At 70.0% G+C, this 14,315-nt stretch carries 14 protein-coding genes and 1 pseudogene; 9 read left to right on the top strand and 6 right to left on the bottom strand.

The window, feature by feature from the left end:
• Positions 1-37 precede the first annotated feature (37 nt).
• On the bottom strand, positions 38-3,067 hold the full coding sequence (locus IW245_RS13235; RefSeq protein WP_197003473.1) for an AfsR/SARP family transcriptional regulator: 3,030 nt from the start codon (positions 3,065-3,067) through the stop codon (positions 38-40).
• 146 nt (positions 3,068-3,213) lie between these two features.
• On the opposite strand from IW245_RS13235, the gene IW245_RS13230 reads away from it, so the two are divergent.
• From IW245_RS13230 to IW245_RS13210, 5 genes are all read left to right on the top strand, one after another.
• The gene (locus IW245_RS13230; RefSeq protein WP_197003472.1) at positions 3,214-3,672 is read left to right on the top strand and encodes a carboxymuconolactone decarboxylase family protein; all 459 of its coding nucleotides are present in this window, start codon (positions 3,214-3,216) and stop codon (positions 3,670-3,672) included.
• A 38-nt stretch (positions 3,673-3,710) separates the two neighbouring features.
• The gene (locus IW245_RS13225) at positions 3,711-4,676 is read left to right on the top strand and encodes a DUF6528 family protein (RefSeq protein ID WP_197003471.1); all 966 of its coding nucleotides are present in this window, start codon (positions 3,711-3,713) and stop codon (positions 4,674-4,676) included.
• 48 nt (positions 4,677-4,724) lie between these two features.
• Positions 4,725-5,594 (top strand): S41 family peptidase, encoded by an 870-nt coding sequence (locus IW245_RS13220; RefSeq protein WP_197003470.1) that lies wholly within the window; start codon positions 4,725-4,727, stop codon positions 5,592-5,594.
• A gap of 175 nt (positions 5,595-5,769) precedes the next feature.
• A complete protein-coding gene (locus tag IW245_RS13215; protein ID WP_197003469.1) occupies positions 5,770-6,135 on the top strand; it encodes an AfsR/SARP family transcriptional regulator in 366 nt (121 codons plus the stop codon).
• A 1-nt stretch (position 6,136) separates the two neighbouring features.
• Positions 6,137-7,276, top strand: coding sequence for a BTAD domain-containing putative transcriptional regulator (locus IW245_RS13210; protein ID WP_197003468.1), 1,140 nt, complete (start codon positions 6,137-6,139; stop codon positions 7,274-7,276).
• A 102-nt stretch (positions 7,277-7,378) separates the two neighbouring features.
• Here the strand turns inward: IW245_RS13210 and IW245_RS13205 are convergent, their stop codons facing one another.
• Positions 7,379-7,957 (bottom strand): hypothetical protein, encoded by a 579-nt coding sequence (locus tag IW245_RS13205; protein WP_197003467.1) that lies wholly within the window; start codon positions 7,955-7,957, stop codon positions 7,379-7,381.
• Between the two features lie 147 nt (positions 7,958-8,104).
• Between IW245_RS13205 and IW245_RS13200 the strand changes: the two genes are divergently transcribed.
• Entirely contained in the window at positions 8,105-8,386 is a 282-nt protein-coding gene (locus IW245_RS13200) for a hypothetical protein (protein ID WP_233472997.1), read from the top strand.
• Positions 8,387-8,443: 57 nt separating this feature from the next.
• Here the strand turns inward: IW245_RS13200 and IW245_RS13195 are convergent, their stop codons facing one another.
• Positions 8,444-8,824, bottom strand: a complete 381-nt coding sequence (locus IW245_RS13195; protein WP_197003466.1) for a hypothetical protein — start codon at positions 8,822-8,824, stop codon at positions 8,444-8,446.
• A 196-nt stretch (positions 8,825-9,020) separates the two neighbouring features.
• Positions 9,021-9,523 (bottom strand): annotated as a pseudogene (locus IW245_RS42180) (NF041680 family putative transposase); the annotation flags it as partial.
• A gap of 824 nt (positions 9,524-10,347) precedes the next feature.
• Between IW245_RS42180 and IW245_RS13185 the strand changes: the two are divergent.
• A complete protein-coding gene (locus IW245_RS13185) occupies positions 10,348-10,824 on the top strand; it encodes a hypothetical protein (RefSeq protein ID WP_197003465.1) in 477 nt (158 codons plus the stop codon).
• 138 nt (positions 10,825-10,962) lie between these two features.
• Here the strand turns inward: IW245_RS13185 and IW245_RS13180 are convergent, their stop codons facing one another.
• The gene (locus IW245_RS13180) at positions 10,963-11,373 is read right to left on the bottom strand and encodes a hypothetical protein (protein ID WP_197003464.1); all 411 of its coding nucleotides are present in this window, start codon (positions 11,371-11,373) and stop codon (positions 10,963-10,965) included.
• 295 nt (positions 11,374-11,668) lie between these two features.
• Between IW245_RS13180 and IW245_RS13175 the strand changes: the two genes are divergently transcribed.
• Positions 11,669-12,817 carry an NAD(P)-binding domain-containing protein gene (locus tag IW245_RS13175; protein ID WP_233472996.1) on the top strand — a complete coding sequence of 383 codons (1,149 nt, stop codon included), beginning with the start codon at positions 11,669-11,671 and terminating at the stop codon, positions 12,815-12,817.
• 38 nt (positions 12,818-12,855) lie between these two features.
• Here the strand turns inward: IW245_RS13175 and IW245_RS13170 are convergent, their stop codons facing one another.
• Entirely contained in the window at positions 12,856-13,485 is a 630-nt protein-coding gene (locus IW245_RS13170; RefSeq protein ID WP_197003462.1) for an HAD family hydrolase, read from the bottom strand.
• Between the two features lie 204 nt (positions 13,486-13,689).
• On the opposite strand from IW245_RS13170, the gene IW245_RS13165 reads away from it, so the two are divergent.
• Entirely contained in the window at positions 13,690-14,313 is a 624-nt protein-coding gene (locus IW245_RS13165) for a dihydrofolate reductase family protein (protein WP_231398790.1), read from the top strand.
• The last annotated feature ends 2 nt before the right edge of the window (positions 14,314-14,315 follow it).

Here is a 14,315-nt window from a genome sequence, read left to right as displayed (position 1 = left end):
GCCACGGCCGTCACCACCGCGATGGCGAAAACGCCGGTCAGGTGGCCAACTTGTCCAGCAGGTCCCGCGCCTGCGGGGCGCCGAGGCTGGTGTAGGTGTCGAGCGCCCGCTGCCAGGACGAGCGTGCCTCAGCGAACCGGCCGAGGGCCTCCAGCGCCCGCCCGATGCCCTCGTTGGCCTGGGCCTGGACGAAGACGTCGCCACTGGCGGTGGCCAGCCCGAGCGCCTCGCCGTGGCGGTGCAACGCCTGGTCGGCGTCGCCGCTGGCGAGGTGGGCGGCTCCCAGGGATTGGAGCGCCTGGGCCTGCAGGTTGGGCTCGTGGAGCGCGCGGCCGAGGTCGAGGGCGCGCCGGTGGTGCTCGATGGCCTGATCGTGGTGGCCGAGAGCGCTGAGGGCGTTGCCGATCCCGGCCAGCGCGTAGCCCTCGGGGGCCCGGTTGCCGATCTCGTGGTGGATCCCGTGCGCCTGCCGGTAGGTGTCGAGGGCGTGGCTGTAGCGGCCTCGCAGGCCGTGGATGAGGCCGAGGTTGGCCAGGGTGGTGCCTTCGCCGGCCCGGTCGCCGGTGGCGCGGTAGAGGCTGAGCGCCTCGCGGAGGTGGGCGGACGCCGTGTCGTGGTGGCCGCGTTGCTGGTCGATGATGCCCAGCAGGCACCACGCGGTCGCCTCCGAGCGCCGGTTGCCGGTCTGCCGGTTCACGCTGACGGCCTGGCGGAGGTAGTCCTCGGCGATGGCGTGGTTGCCGAGCCGGGCGTGGTTGGAGCCGAGGTTGTTGAGGGTGGCGCCTTCGGCGACCCTGTCCGCGGTACGCCGGTGCAGGTCCAGGGCGCGGGTGGAGTGTTCGAGGCTGCGTTCGGGTTCGCCGCGCTGGGTGAAGACCCTGGCCAGCGCGGTGAGGGAGCGTCCCTCGCCCGCCTCATCGCCGGTGTCGCGGCAGATCCGCAGTGAGTGTCGGGCGGCGTCCTCCGATGTTTGGTACGCGCCGGTCCGCAGCAAGATCAGCGCCCGGTGCCGGTGGAGTTCGGCTTCCTCCGCCGGGGTGGGCAGGGCGCGCAGCGCGTGGTCGTAGAGGCTGAGCGCGTCGGCGTGATGGCACTCGGCTTCCAGGTAACAGGACAGGGCCCGGGCGAGGCCCAGGGCGAACGGTCCGGCCCCGGGCAGGCCCGCCGCGGCGATCAGACCGGCGCGTTCGGCATCCAGCCAGCCGGCGGCCGGGGGCGGCGTCGGGGGTGGCGGCTCGCCGAACGGCCCGAGACCCAGGGCGTGTGCCGCCGCGAGCGCGGTCCGCCCGTAGTGGTCGAGGAGCCGGTCCAACGCGGCCCGGTGCTCCGCCGCGGGAGTGGCATGGGTGCCGGCGAAGACCCGCAGCAGATCGTGGAAGGTGTACCGGTCGTCAGCGTGCCGTTGCAGCAGATGCGCGCTGACGAGGGCGTCGAGGAGCGCGGTGGCCTCGCCCTGGTCGATGTCGGCGAGCGCCGAGGCGGAGTCGGCGCCGAAGTGGTGGCCCGGGTGCAGACCCAGGAGCCGGAACATCCGCTGCTGCGCCGGCTCCAACGCCCGATAGGACAGCGTGAACGTGGCACTCACGTCCCGATCGTCCACAGCCAAGGCGTCGAGCCGTCGCAGGGCGGCCCGCAGGTGGGTCGCGAGCCGGGCCACCGCCGCCGGTCCGGTGCCGACGCGGGCCGCGGCGATCCGAAGCGCCAGCGGGAGCCGCCCGCACAACTCGACGACGTCGGCGACGGCGTCCGGCTCGGCGAGCGCGCGGGGACCGGCGGCGGCCACGAACAGGTCGTGAGCCTCCTCCTGCGGCAGCACGTCCAGGGACAACGCCTCGGCACCGTCCAGTGTGCGAAGCCGACGCCTGCTGGTCACCAGGACCAGCGAGCCCGGGCTGCCCGGCAGTAGTGGCCTGACCTGCTGGGCGCTGGCGGCGTTGTCCAGCAGGATCAGCACCCGCCGGTCGGCCAGTTCGCTGCGCCACAACGCCGAACGCTCCTGGAGGTCCACCGGGATGCGCTCGGCTGGCACACCCGCGGCGCGCAGCAGCAGACCCAACGCCATCGAAGTGTCCATCGGCGCGAGGCCGGGAGTGAAACCGTGCAGGTCAACGAAGTACTGCCCGTCGGGGAACCTGTCGGCGAGCGCATGGGCGGCGTGCACGGCGATCGTGGTCTTGCCGACGCCGGGCATCCCGTCGATCGCCGAGATCACCACCGCGCTCGCCGTGCCACCGGCCAGGCCCAGCAGTTGGCGGAGTTCGGCCTCCCGGCCGGTGAAGTCGCGCACCGCGTACGGCAACAGCCGAGCCGGCCGGACGGGGGGAGCCTCGGCCGCCGGCGGGAGGTCCAGGTCCGGGTCGCCGCGCAGGATCCGGCCGTGCACGGCGGTCGCCTCGGGCGTGGGGTCCAGGCCCAACTCGTCGGCGTAGCGGCGGCGGGCCGTGGCGTACCAGGTCAGCGCCTCCGCCTGCCGGCCAGCCCGGTACAGCGCCACCATCAGCAGCGGCAACGGCCGGGGCCGGAACGGATGCTCGGCGCACAGGTCCGTCAGCTCGCCGAGCACCTCCAGATGCCGGCCCGCCCGCAGCACCCGATCGAGACACTCCTCCCAGACGTCCAGACGCTCCGCCTCCAGGCCTGCCCGGAGGCGGTCGAGGACAGGCGTGTGGCGCAGGTCGGCGAGAGCTTCGCCCCGCCACAGGGCGAGCGCGGCGCGCAGGGGCGCCGGATCCGTACCCGTCTCGGCGGAGGCGACGCGCGCGCGGAACGCGGTGACGTCCACGTCCTCAGGTGCGACGTCGATGACGTAGCCGCTGGCGTGCCTGGTGATGCGCAGGTCAGCGGGGCGCAGCAGCGCCCGGAGTCGGGACACGTAACCCTGAACCAGGGTGACAGCCCGATCGGGTGGCTCATCGCCCCACAGCGCGTCCACGAGCCTTTGGGTCGACACAGGTCGGCCAGCATCGAGGGCCAGCAGCGCGAGCACCGCCCGCTGCATGGCGGGGCCCAACGGCAGGGTCGCTCCGTCCTGCCAGACGGTCACTGGTCCCAGCAGCCCCACCCGCACGACCGCAATGTATCCGCCCAGCTCACGGCCGTCTAATCGATACCGGTCAGTCATGGGCCGCGCCGACAGCCCGAATCCATTTTTGTTCCATCGGCCAGATCTAGCCTCGCCGAGCTGACCTCGCACGTCACCACTGGAGAATCGCCATGTCTGAGAACGTGACCGTCACCGTCCGCAACGCCGTGGACACCCTCGCCCCGCACATCACCAAGGCCATGAACGCCCTGGACGCCGCATCCCGCAAGACCGACCTGGACCCGGTACTGCTGGACCTGGTCCGCACCCGCGCCTCGCAGCTCAACGGCTGCGCGTACTGCGTCGACGTGCACAGCAAGGACGTCACCGACGCCGAGGGCACGGCCCGCCGGGTCTTCGCCCTCCCGGTCTGGCGCGACACGCCACTGTTCACCGCCCGCGAGCGCGCGGCACTCGCCTTCACCGAGGCAGCCACCCGCCTCACCGAGGCGCCCGTCAGCGACGAGGTCTTCGCCCAGGCCGCCGCCGAGTTCACCGAGACGGAACTGGCGGAACTGCTCTGGACCATCACCGTGATCAACGCATGGAACCGGCTCGGCGCGACAGCCCGCCCCTGGCCGCTGTCCTAGTTCCGTCGACATCCGTTCCAGAGAAAGGGTGTGACCGCATGAAAAAGTTCTTGGTGGCGACCGCTGTGCTGACCAGCCTGCTGGTCGCCCCTGCCCCGGCCTCGGCCGCCACGACCGACGACGGCACCCGCCTGGTCGCCGTCACCGACCAGGCCACCCACCAGATCCGGCTCTTCGACCCGAAGGTGACCGACTGGTCGGCCCCGGGCGCTGAGAGGTGGGACTGGAAGCCCACCACCAGCAACGGCTTCCTTCCCCGGGAGATCCAACGGTGGGGGGTTCCCACGGACGTGAAACTGCGCAAGGACGACTCCGGCGGTTACGTTGCGGTCGTCTCCGACTCGTTGGGGCTGGCCGCACTGATCGACTATCCCTCCGGTTTCCGCCGGTGGGCCACGGACGCGACCCTGGGCGGGACGGTCGACGCCAATCCGCACAGTGTGGAACTGCTCCCCGGGAACATCGTGGCCGTGGCGGCCAGCACCGGCGGGTTCGTCCAACTGTTCCGCACCGGCAGCCCGCCGTCGCCGGCCGGACCGAAGTTCGTGCTGCCCGGGGCGCACGGGGTGTACTGGGACCCCGACCGCCAGGTGCTGTGGGCCACCGCCGACCACGACCTGGTCGAGCTGAAGTTGGATCGGATGACCCACTCGGCCCTGGTCGAGGTGGGCCGCACCCGGCTAGTGACCCCCTCGGGGCACGACCTGGCCCCGAAGCTCGGCGACCCCGACCACCTGTGGGTCAGCACGGACACGGCGGCGTACCTCTACGACAAGAACTCCGGGCACTTCACGCTGGTCATCGACGCCGGCCTCAAGAGCATCAGCAGCATGCCGCTACCCAACGGCGAACAGGTCCGGACCCGGCCCCAGCCCGCCTGGGCGGGTGACCCGGACAACTGGAACACCGACACCGTGGAGTTCGGCGGCATCGACGGCCCGACCCGGGTCGTACCGAATGGACGGTTCTACAAGGCCCGGGTGTGGAGCTCACAGCGTGCGTAGTCGTTCGACCGTCCGCACTTTCGCACCGAAACCGAAAGGAGCACGCGCATGACACCACAAGAGGTGGTCACCGAACTCGCCGACAAAATCGAGAAGCTCTACGTCTTCCCCGAGGAGGCCAAGCGGATCGCGGACGAGCTGCGCAGCCGTCCGCTGACCGCCCGCACGCCCGAGGCGCTGGTCGCCGAACTCCAGCCGTACCTGCGCGCGCAGGACGGGCACCTGGGTCTGGTGTGGCTGCCGGACAGTGCCACGGCGGACCGTCGCGCCCGGCCGAACCTGATGGACCCGGCGTACCAGATCCGGATCAACCATGGCCTGCGGCAGGCCGGCCTGGTCGAGGACGGGATCGGGCTGATCGACTTCTCCATGATCGGAGATGGGGACGTGGCTGCGATGCGGGAGGCCGCCCGGGCCGCCACGGTCATGGTCGCCAGCGCCGACGCGGTGGTCCTCGATCTGCGCGACGTGCCCGGCGGCTGGCCATCGGGCGTGAACATGCTGCTCGGACACTTCCTTGCGGCGGAGCCGACCCACCTGCTGACGATGACGAGCCGCACCGCACCCGACCAGCTGGACTGGAGCCCGGCCGACAACCCGCTGGGCCACCGCCCGGACGTGCCGGTGTTCATCGCCGTCGACGCCCGCACCGCCTCGGCGGGGGAGGCCTTCGCCTACAACGCGCAGAGCCTCGGCCGGGCCACGATCATCGGCCAGCGCACGGCCGGAGCGGCGAACCCGGGCGACTTCTTCCCGATCGGCGACGAGTTCAAAGCGTTCATCCCGACCGAAGCCCCGATCGACCCGCGGACCGGGACGAACTGGGAGGGCGTCGGAGTGCAGCCGGACGTGCTCGTCGAATCCGACGAGGCGCTGCGGACCGCGATCGCGCTGGCCCGCGCCGCGGTGGCGGGCTGACGGCGGCGGGCGTCCGCCGCCTGTGAGTCTGCCGACCGAGTGCTGGGTGTTCGGCCCGGGGCTGGGCCGCCCCGCCGGTCATGTTCTGTGCGGCGGTGGGAAAAGGGCTGACAGCGCCGACCGGCGCTCCGGCGATCTAGAGTCTTTGGTGATCGAATACGGGGTGTTGGGTCCGGTGGCGGTGATTCGCGACGGGGAGCACGTCGACCTGGGCACCCCGATGCTGCGCAAGGTCCTCGGCCTGCTGCTGTGTCAGGACGGGCGGCCGATCGCGGCGGACGTCATGATCGACGCGATCTGGGACGGACAGCCCCCGCCGACCGCCCGCAAGACGCTACAGGTGTACGTGATGCGCCTGCGCCGAGCTCTCGGAGACCCGGGGCTCATCACGCACACGCCGGCCGGCTACGCGATCGCCATCCCACCGGACTCGCTCGACGCGCGGACGTTCGTCCGCGAGGCGCGGGCCGGATCTGCCGCCCGGTCGGTGGGCGACCTTCGGGCGGCCCGGTCCCGGTTCGGCACCGCGCTGGAGCTGTAGCGTGGTCCGGAACGTCGATGTCGATCTGGCGGCCGTCAGGGCGAGTGCCACCCGGCTGGACGAGCTGCGCCTGACGACCCTGGAGGAGAGCTTCGACGTCGAGCTGCACCTGGGGCGCTACGGTCACGTGGCGGCCGAGCTTCCCGCGCTGATCGAGAGGGATTCCTACCGGGAACGGCTGCGGGAGTACCTCATGGTCGCCCTGGCCCGGCTGGGGAGGCAGGCGGAGGCGCAGGAGATCTACCGGGTCGTGCGTCGGTACAGCGTCGCCGAACTGGGCGTGGAGCCCGGCGCGGGGCTGCGCCGGCTGCACGGCCTGCTGCTGCGCGGCGAGCCGATCGGCCCCGAGCCGGTCGGGACGGTCGACGAGCGGGCCAGGCCTGCGCGCGGTTACCTGCCGCGCGACATCCCGGACTTCACCGGCCGCACGGCGCACCTGGACCGCCTTGACGCGCTGGCGGCGGAGTACCCGCAGTCGACCGGAACGGTGCTGATCACCGCAGTGGCCGGCATCGGTGGCGTGGGCAAGACGGCGCTCGCGGTCCGCTGGGCCCATCGCACCACCGCCCGCTATCCGGACGGCCAGCTGTATGTGGACCTGCGCGGCTACGGCCGCGGGGAGCCGGTCAGCCCTGCCGAGGCGCTCGGCCAGCTGCTGCGCGAGGTGGGGGTGCCCGCGGAGAACGTGCCACACACGGTGGAGCAGTCTGCGGCGCCGTTCCGCGCGACGGTGGCCGCCATGCGCGTCAGCGTCCTCCTGGACAATGCCTCCTCCGTCGACCAGATCCGGCCGTTGCTGCCCGCCGGCCGCGGCATCCTCGTCCTCATCACCAGCCGCGAAAAACTCGCCGGGCTGATCGCCGCCGACGGCGCCCGCCGACTCACCCTCGAAGGGCTCACCCCAGCGGAGGCCTCCGACCTGCTTCGCGGCATCATCGGCGCGGACCGCGTCGATGCCGAACCAGCCGAGGCCGGACAGCTCGCGGCGCTGTGCGGCCATGCCGCTGGCCCTGCGGATCGTGGCGGCACATCTGGTGGATCAACCGGAAACGCGGATCGGTGCGTACCTGCGCGACTTCGCACCCGGCGGCCGGGTCAGCCGGCTCGCGGTCGACGGCGACCCGCACGGCGCGCTCCGTGAGCTCTTCGACCGCTCCTATCGGCTGCTCTCCGAGGGCGACCAACGGCTGTTCCGGCTGCTCGGCCCCGTCAACTGCAACAGTGAGTAGTGGACGAAGCCGGGTCACCCCTGGATCAGCGACGATACCCAGTTCACGAGTAGCCCTATCGGTACGCCTGCGAGCAGGCCGACGATGCCCCAGCGCTTTCCAGACTTTGCCGATTCCTTTTGGAGATCTTCGACCTCCTGCGTGTGGCGGCTCACCAACTGGTTCAACTGCTCATTGAAGCGCTGCTCAGTCTGTGCAGCGATGAGGCGGCCGATCTTCGCGGCGTCATCCTGGTTGACTGACGCAGCGGCACGCGCGTCCTCTGCCTGTTGCTGGAGGTCACGAACCTCGGACTCAAGATCTTGGGCGCGTTTGACTATGCCTTGCAACTGCGCCGTCGAGCGCTTCAGGGTTGCCCCCACGTCGGCCAGCTCCTCCTCCAGCGCACGTGGTGCAACCTCGCCCAATGAATCTTGGACGGCAATCCGGACGGCCGTAAAGGCATCATCGACAGCCCTACGGTAAGTCTCATCGATGTCCTTGGCTCGACGCTGCGCCGTCCTGGCCAAGTCAACTGCCTGATACGCAGCTACGACCGAACCAGTCACGCCGAGCGCTGCTCCGACGAGGGTTACCACTTCCACTGCGCCCATGGCCTAGGTGTGACGGCTCGCAGGTCGTTCCGCTGAAGACACTGCGCAAGGGGATGCAGTGCTCGCCAATCAATGTCCAATCCGGGCCGTCGCGTACGGCGGCGGGGTGCAGTCGACCGCCCTGCTTACGGCGCGGGCGTGTGCCCGGTGATCGCGTTCCGGGCGCTACAGCTAGCGCCCGACACCGTGAATCCGACCCTGACCCCGACCGCGCTCGGCGCGGCAATCTCCGTGACCGTCAAGGCCGTACTACTCGCCCTGGTCGCCCTCGGCGCGGTGCCGCTCGACGAGTCGCAGGTCGCCGCGCTCGTCCTCGCTGTCACCGCCGTCGCAGACCTCGGCGTGTACCTCGGCATCGTCCGGCCGCGCGTCACCCCGGTCGACAACCCGCGCGACCGCGACGGCACCCTACTCGTCCGCTCCGAGTAGCACCGACTGTCAACACACGAGCTAATCGCCTCCTTGCACACGATCGGAGGCTCAGGATCAAGCTTCCGGATGGCGTCCTTGGTTCGGGTCCTTTGGGCTCAGCATGTTCCAGATGAGCCTACCAACCGCTACTGCTGTTACGGCTACCGCAACCTTGCGCCCTGTAGACATCCCAAGCTTGGGCAGACTCGTACCCGGGTAGCGCCGCCTGAACCACGTTTCGAAGGTGGCAACGTCGTCGCTTCCCTTCGCCGTGGCCCAGCGATCAAAGTCCTTAGACGCTGACGGGTTCTCGTCGAGGAACGTGTTGTAGGCAGTCCGATAACGCTCGTCCGCTGCCTGATCAAGTCGGAGCTGTTCGCGGCGATCCTCTTCGCGTTGCCGCTCAAGGCGCTGCTCCTCAAGACGCCGATCCTCACGCCACTGATCATCACTCATCGGATGCCCCTCGCAGGTCGCCTGACACTCGCCCCCTTCAGTCCATCGTGGCACAGAGTGTTGCTCGCGTCACTGCTGCACGCGTGCGAACTGCTTCATTCACTGGACCATCCACACGCGAGGCCCCGCCTCGCTGACCTGCACATAGGTCGGCGGGGTGGGGCGTTTTTTCTGCCTTTCGGGGCTAGCTTGATCTTTAACTTGTGCGGCGTGGTCGTGGGGTGTTGGGCTTCGTCGGCGCCGCATTCTGGCTGCCTGTTTTGCGGGCTATGTGAACGTCGTGGCGTGGGGTCGGTTCGGTGTTCTTGCGTTCAGGTGGCCGGCCGGGGCGGGGCCGGCAGGGTTTCGGTGCGCTGGCGGGGCAGGCGGTCTTGGCGCGGAGGTGCCGGAATCCTCGTCGGACGCGGGCCGGGGTCAGTCGACCTGGTTCGAGGGACGTTCCCAGGGGCGACGCAGGTCGGCTGCGTGGGGCGGGGCGGGGCGCAGTTGGGTGTAGGCGACGAGGATCAGCCAGGTCCGGCGGTCGGCCTGATCGGGGGTGCGGATCTTCGGACAGGTCCAGCCCAGGGTCTGTTTGAACAGGCGGAAGGTGTGCTCGATGTCGAAGCGGCGTAGGAAGGCCTGCCACAGCCGGTCGATGTCGTCGCCGGTGGCCTCGACGCCGGACCACCACAGCCAGACTGGCTTGGGGGTCGCGCCGCCGCACCCCGCTCGCCGGACCGGAACGAGGCTCCGTCGGCCAACAGCAGGGTTCCGGGGCAACCTGGGCAGGAGCTCCGGTAGCGGACGCCACCGAGGACCAGGGCGAGGAGCTCGACGCGCACCGGGCCGCCTGTACCCGGCGAACGGATCCGGTTCGTTGACCCGATCATGGTCACGAACAACCCGCCGGACCAGGTGAACGTGCTCCGCAGCAGGTTCCACGTCGGTCGCCATCCCGATGACCCGCTGCTCCCCGGGCGGGGGCTCCAGTTGCTCATCGGCGGGCCGCGCGACGCGTGCTGCCCGAGGGCCTGGTCCTCGTCACGCCCGAGCTCCTGGCAGCCTCCGCCGCGATCTTCGACGGACACGACGACCCGCACCTTGTCGGCGCACCGCGACGATGGCAGCCGTCCTGAGCGACATCGCGCACCCGACGAGCTGGGGGACAACCGCCGGTTGTCCCCCGGTCGCCGCCGCGTCGAAGCCGCGGCTGATGGTCGCTCGTTGAACAGGGCATGACCCCTGTCGCGAATCCCGAACCGCGCCCGCCTCGACGCCGTCCCAACTCCCCGCGGCCCTGGAGAACAGGCTTCAACCTTCCCGGCTCGCGCTGAGCATTTGCAGTTTGCAGCTACCAGGCCTCCGTTTCGGGCCGACCGGCGGATCCCCGAGTGCGCCCGACAACCGGCGTCGTCACCGAACGTGTCGAGCTCCAGTCGGGATAGCCTTCCCCATCTATCCTGAACGATGTCTACAACATCGGAGGGCTCAACGTGTCGAGTACGACGTTTGCGGCTGTCATCGCGGCATGCTCTGGCTTGATGGGCGGACTCCTCGCAGCCTTCGCAACGCGATCAACCGAGCGGTTTCGAGCGATGGCGGCATTGCGCGAGAAGGCTGAGGAACGCAGTCTCGGCAGCATCGAGAGCTTTATGTTGGCGACCCATGCATGGCTCGACTGGCTGATATATATCGAGGAGCTCGGCTGGAGCGACGTCGACGGCAAGATGGACGAGCTCAGTCGTCGTGTCCGCCAGAGAAACGAAGCTCACCGCCGGTTGCTCCTTCTGGCCTCGCCCCCTTTGTATCGATGGCTGGTCGAGATCTATGGGCCCGTGGAGTACGAGGTCAAGAGGACCTATGCACGACAACTGCGGATGGTGGGAACGGTTGACGACGAAGGAATGAGCGCTCGTCGCGCCTATGGAAAGCTGCTCCGCGTGGATCTTGTGGAGATTGTTCGCCCCGAGATCCAGGGACTGCGCGACCCAAGGAGGCTGGGCGCAAGGTTCCCCTGATGGTCCCACCCGATGCGACAGCGGACCCGAACCCCCGTCGGGGCGAGCCTCCGGCGCATGCGGCACCCGGCGGTGGTGCCGCCGCGTGCCGCAGCCCGTCCGCCATCCCCTGGGCGTGAGCCCGCTCCAGTTCTGCGCTCACGGCGCCTTCACCACTTCCCAGTCGATGGGGTCACCCTTGGCCAGGTACTCCAGAGCGTGAACGGCCTGGGCGTTGGTGGTGTGGAAAAACAGCAGGTCGCCGTCCGAGGCAGACATCAGGTCCTCGTCCGGGCTCTGCATCCGCAGGCCGAGAAGTCGCGCCGCCACGTACTCGATCTGCTCCCACTGTCCGCCCGTGACCTCCCCGCGGACGCTCGAGTCGGAATGGTGGTGGACGAGTCCGTGTGCGTGGGCCGCCCATCCAGCCACACACCGGGTCGTGCCGCACTCAGGGGCGCCCTCCACCTCCCACGAGCCCTGGTCGTGGGTCTGCGGGTGCTGCCTGATGTGCTCCAGCACCCACCGTGCGGTCTCCTGGCCGGGGGCCGGCCTCCTGAACTCGCTCACGCCGCGTTCCTTTCCCGGTTCTCGTCGGTTCGTCGCCGCTCATGCCATGTCCGGCGCAGCGTTTGTATGGCTCCATCTCGGTTCCGCAGTAACAGCACTCGCCCAGCGGGTAGGGCTTGCGCCCGCCTGTTTCCTGGCAGTAAAGCAAGAACTCGCCCCGACCGCTTTCCTTTCTCGCGCTGCCGACGGCGTTGCCCCAGCGGAGGTGAACCGGCCCGGGCCGCGGCACAGCGGGACCAGCAGCGGGTCCTCCGGATCACCGGTGTTCGTCGCACGACCAGCTACGGGAGGGACTGTGAGCACCCACACCCGGCGTGACCGGGGCCACCCGGCGGACGGGAACGGCCCGTTCGCCGCCCGCGTTGACCAGGATGTGAGCAGGTGCGAGGTGCGGGTGGTCGTGATCGGGGCGGGGCAGGCGGGCCTGTCGGCCGCGTACCACCTGGGTCGGTTCGGCCTCAGGCCCTTCGAGGACCTGGTCGTCCTCGACCGTAACGCCCGCCCGGGCGGCGCGTGGCAGCACCGCTGGGACACCCTGACCATGCACGACGTGCACGGCATCGCTAACCTTCCCGGTGTCGCCGTCCCCGGGGCGGACGACACCGCCCGGGCCAACCTGGCGATCCCCGAGTATTTCACCGACTACGAGACCAGGATGGCATTGCCGGTGCTGCGCCCGGTCGGGGTCACGGCGGTCCGCGACCTCGACGGCACACGCCTCGCCGTGGACACCGACGCCGGCACCTGGTCGACCAGCGCCGTTGTCAACGCGACCGGGACCTGGGACAGACCCTTCATTCCCTGGTACCCGGGCGCGGACCTCTTCCAGGGCCGCCAGCTGCACACCGCCGACTACCGGGGCCCGGCCGGGTTCGCCGGCCAGCACGTCGTCGTGGTCGGCGGCGGGCACTCCGCCGTGCAACTCCTCGCGGAACTCTCCACGTACGCCACCACCACCTGGGTCACCCGCCGCCCGCCGCTGTGGCGCACCGGCGAGGAGTTCGGACCCGAACAGGGCCGGGCCGCCGTCGCGCTGGTCGCCGAGCGGGTCAAAGCCGGCCTCCCGCCGCAGAGCGTAGTCAGCGTCACCGGGCTGCACCTGCGCGAACAGGAGCGCGCCGCGGCGGCCCGGGGCGTGTACGAGCGTGAGCCCATGTTCGCCGCCCTCACCCCGGACGGTGTTCGGTGGGCCGACGGGCGGACCGTGCGGGCCGACGCGATCCTGTGGGCGACCGGCTTCCGTCCGGACGTCGCGCACCTCGCGCCGCTGCACCTGCGGGAGCACTCCGGCGGCATCCGGCTCGACGGCACCCGTGCCGTCCGCGACCCCCGCGTCCACCTGGTCGGCTATGGCCCCTCGGCGAGCACCATCGGCGCGAACCGTGCGGGTCGGGCCGCCGCGCGGGAGATCCGCGATCTGCTACTCGCACCGGTCACCGGCTGACGTTCAGCCCGCCGTTGCGCACCCGAGTGCGGGCCACATCACCTTTGATCGGGCGCTTCACCTGCGCTGGCCAGCCCGTACCGGCGGAACTCCGCGAGAAGCAGGTCATTGGAGGTGTAGTGCGCGGCGTGCAATCCTACGCCTCGCGCGGCGGCGACCAGTGGCTCCTTGTCGTCGACGAACAGGCATTCCGCGGCTGGCAGGCCCGTAGCGTCGAGCAGCCGCTCGAAGTAGGCAGGGTCGGGTTTGGCCCGCCCCAGCTGCCAGGACGCGAACACCCCGGTCAGCCAGGGATGCGCGTGTAGGCGCTCGACGTGCGCACCCCGGATGGGCTCCTGATTGGTGGCCAGGTACACCCGTTCGACGGTCAGTTCGCCGACCTGCGCGATCAGCTCGCCGTTGAGGACGATGTCCTCGGCCAGCCAACGGTCCATGAACGCCCGGCCGGTCAGGCTCGGCGCGTGCCGGGCCAGTAGCCGGTCCGTCACCGCCAGAACGTCCGCCCTACCGGACAGGGTCGCCAGGTACTCCGGATCGGCGAACAGCTCGGCCTGGAACGCCAGGTACCCGTCCCGCCAGGCATGATCCCGCTCCAGCGCGTCCACGAACTCCGGTCGGCGGGGGAACTGCAACACTCCGTCCACGTCCAGCAGCAGAGTTGTGATCATGGTTGCACGGTAGCCAAACGGGAACTGGGTGGCGGTTGCCGGGTCTGCGAACACGCTGTTGCGGGGAGTATCCGATGACTGGCAACCACAGGTCAGGCCTGTGATCTATCGTGAGCGAGGAGTTTTGGTGCGGTGTCCGCGCCTGGTGGTGTAGCCGCGACAACCCACTCATCGGGAGTACGCATGGGACTCATCCACATCGAGATGTTCGCGACCCTCGACCTCGTCGGGCAGGCTCCCGGCGGCCCGGATGAGGACCCTGGGGGCTTTCCGTTCGGCGGCTGGCAGGCGCCCCTGATGGACGAGGTCGCCGGGGCGACGGTCCTGGCCGCGTACGAGGACACCGACGCCCTCCTACTCGGTCGGCGGACGTATGACATTTTCGCTGCCTACTGGCCGCACCAGGAGGGTGGCGCGGACAACGAGATCGCCACGCTGTTCAACCGTGTCCCGAAATATGTGGCGTCCCGCGGCAGGCCCGACCTTTCTTGGGCCGGGTCCACGCAGCTCGGCCCGGACCTGGCGGCTTCGGTGCGCGAGATCCGCGACCGGCACGAGCATGTGAAGGTTGTCGGAAGCCTGAATCTGGTGCAGACCCTCTTGAGAGAGAGGCTCTTCGACCGTCTCGACCTGTGGGTGCATCCGATCGTGCTCGGCGTCGGCAAAAAGGTGTTCGACGATGGCGCGGTGCCCACGAACGTCACACTCCTCGAGCCGCCGGTAGCCGGCCCGAGGGGCACCGTGTACCTGCGCTACGGCCTCGCCGAAGGCACGCCCGAGACGGGCGACATGAGCGCACCCGACCGTGGCGTCGGGCGCGACGGCTGAAG

Origin of the sequence: Longispora fulva, assembly GCF_015751905.1 — a bacterium.
Classification (GTDB): domain Bacteria; phylum Actinomycetota; class Actinomycetes; order Mycobacteriales; family Micromonosporaceae; genus Longispora; species Longispora fulva.
Note: the sequence above shows the minus strand (reverse complement) of the source record. Positions and strands in the feature narration are given on the sequence as shown.

Coding starts and splice junctions, on each gene's coding strand:
- IW245_RS13230 (WP_197003472.1), top strand. CDS start 3,214: ATGTCTGAGAACGTGACCGTCACCGTCCGCAACGCCGTGGACACCCTC.
- IW245_RS13205 (WP_197003467.1), bottom strand. CDS start 7,957: ATGGGCGCAGTGGAAGTGGTAACCCTCGTCGGAGCAGCGCTCGGCGTG.
- IW245_RS13165 (WP_231398790.1), top strand. CDS start 13,690: ATGTTCGCGACCCTCGACCTCGTCGGGCAGGCTCCCGGCGGCCCGGAT.
- IW245_RS13170 (WP_197003462.1), bottom strand. CDS start 13,485: ATGATCACAACTCTGCTGCTGGACGTGGACGGAGTGTTGCAGTTCCCC.
- IW245_RS13225 (WP_197003471.1), top strand. CDS start 3,711: ATGAAAAAGTTCTTGGTGGCGACCGCTGTGCTGACCAGCCTGCTGGTC.
- IW245_RS13195 (WP_197003466.1), bottom strand. CDS start 8,824: ATGAGTGATGATCAGTGGCGTGAGGATCGGCGTCTTGAGGAGCAGCGC.
- IW245_RS13220 (WP_197003470.1), top strand. CDS start 4,725: ATGACACCACAAGAGGTGGTCACCGAACTCGCCGACAAAATCGAGAAG.
- IW245_RS13185 (WP_197003465.1), top strand. CDS start 10,348: ATGGGCGGACTCCTCGCAGCCTTCGCAACGCGATCAACCGAGCGGTTT.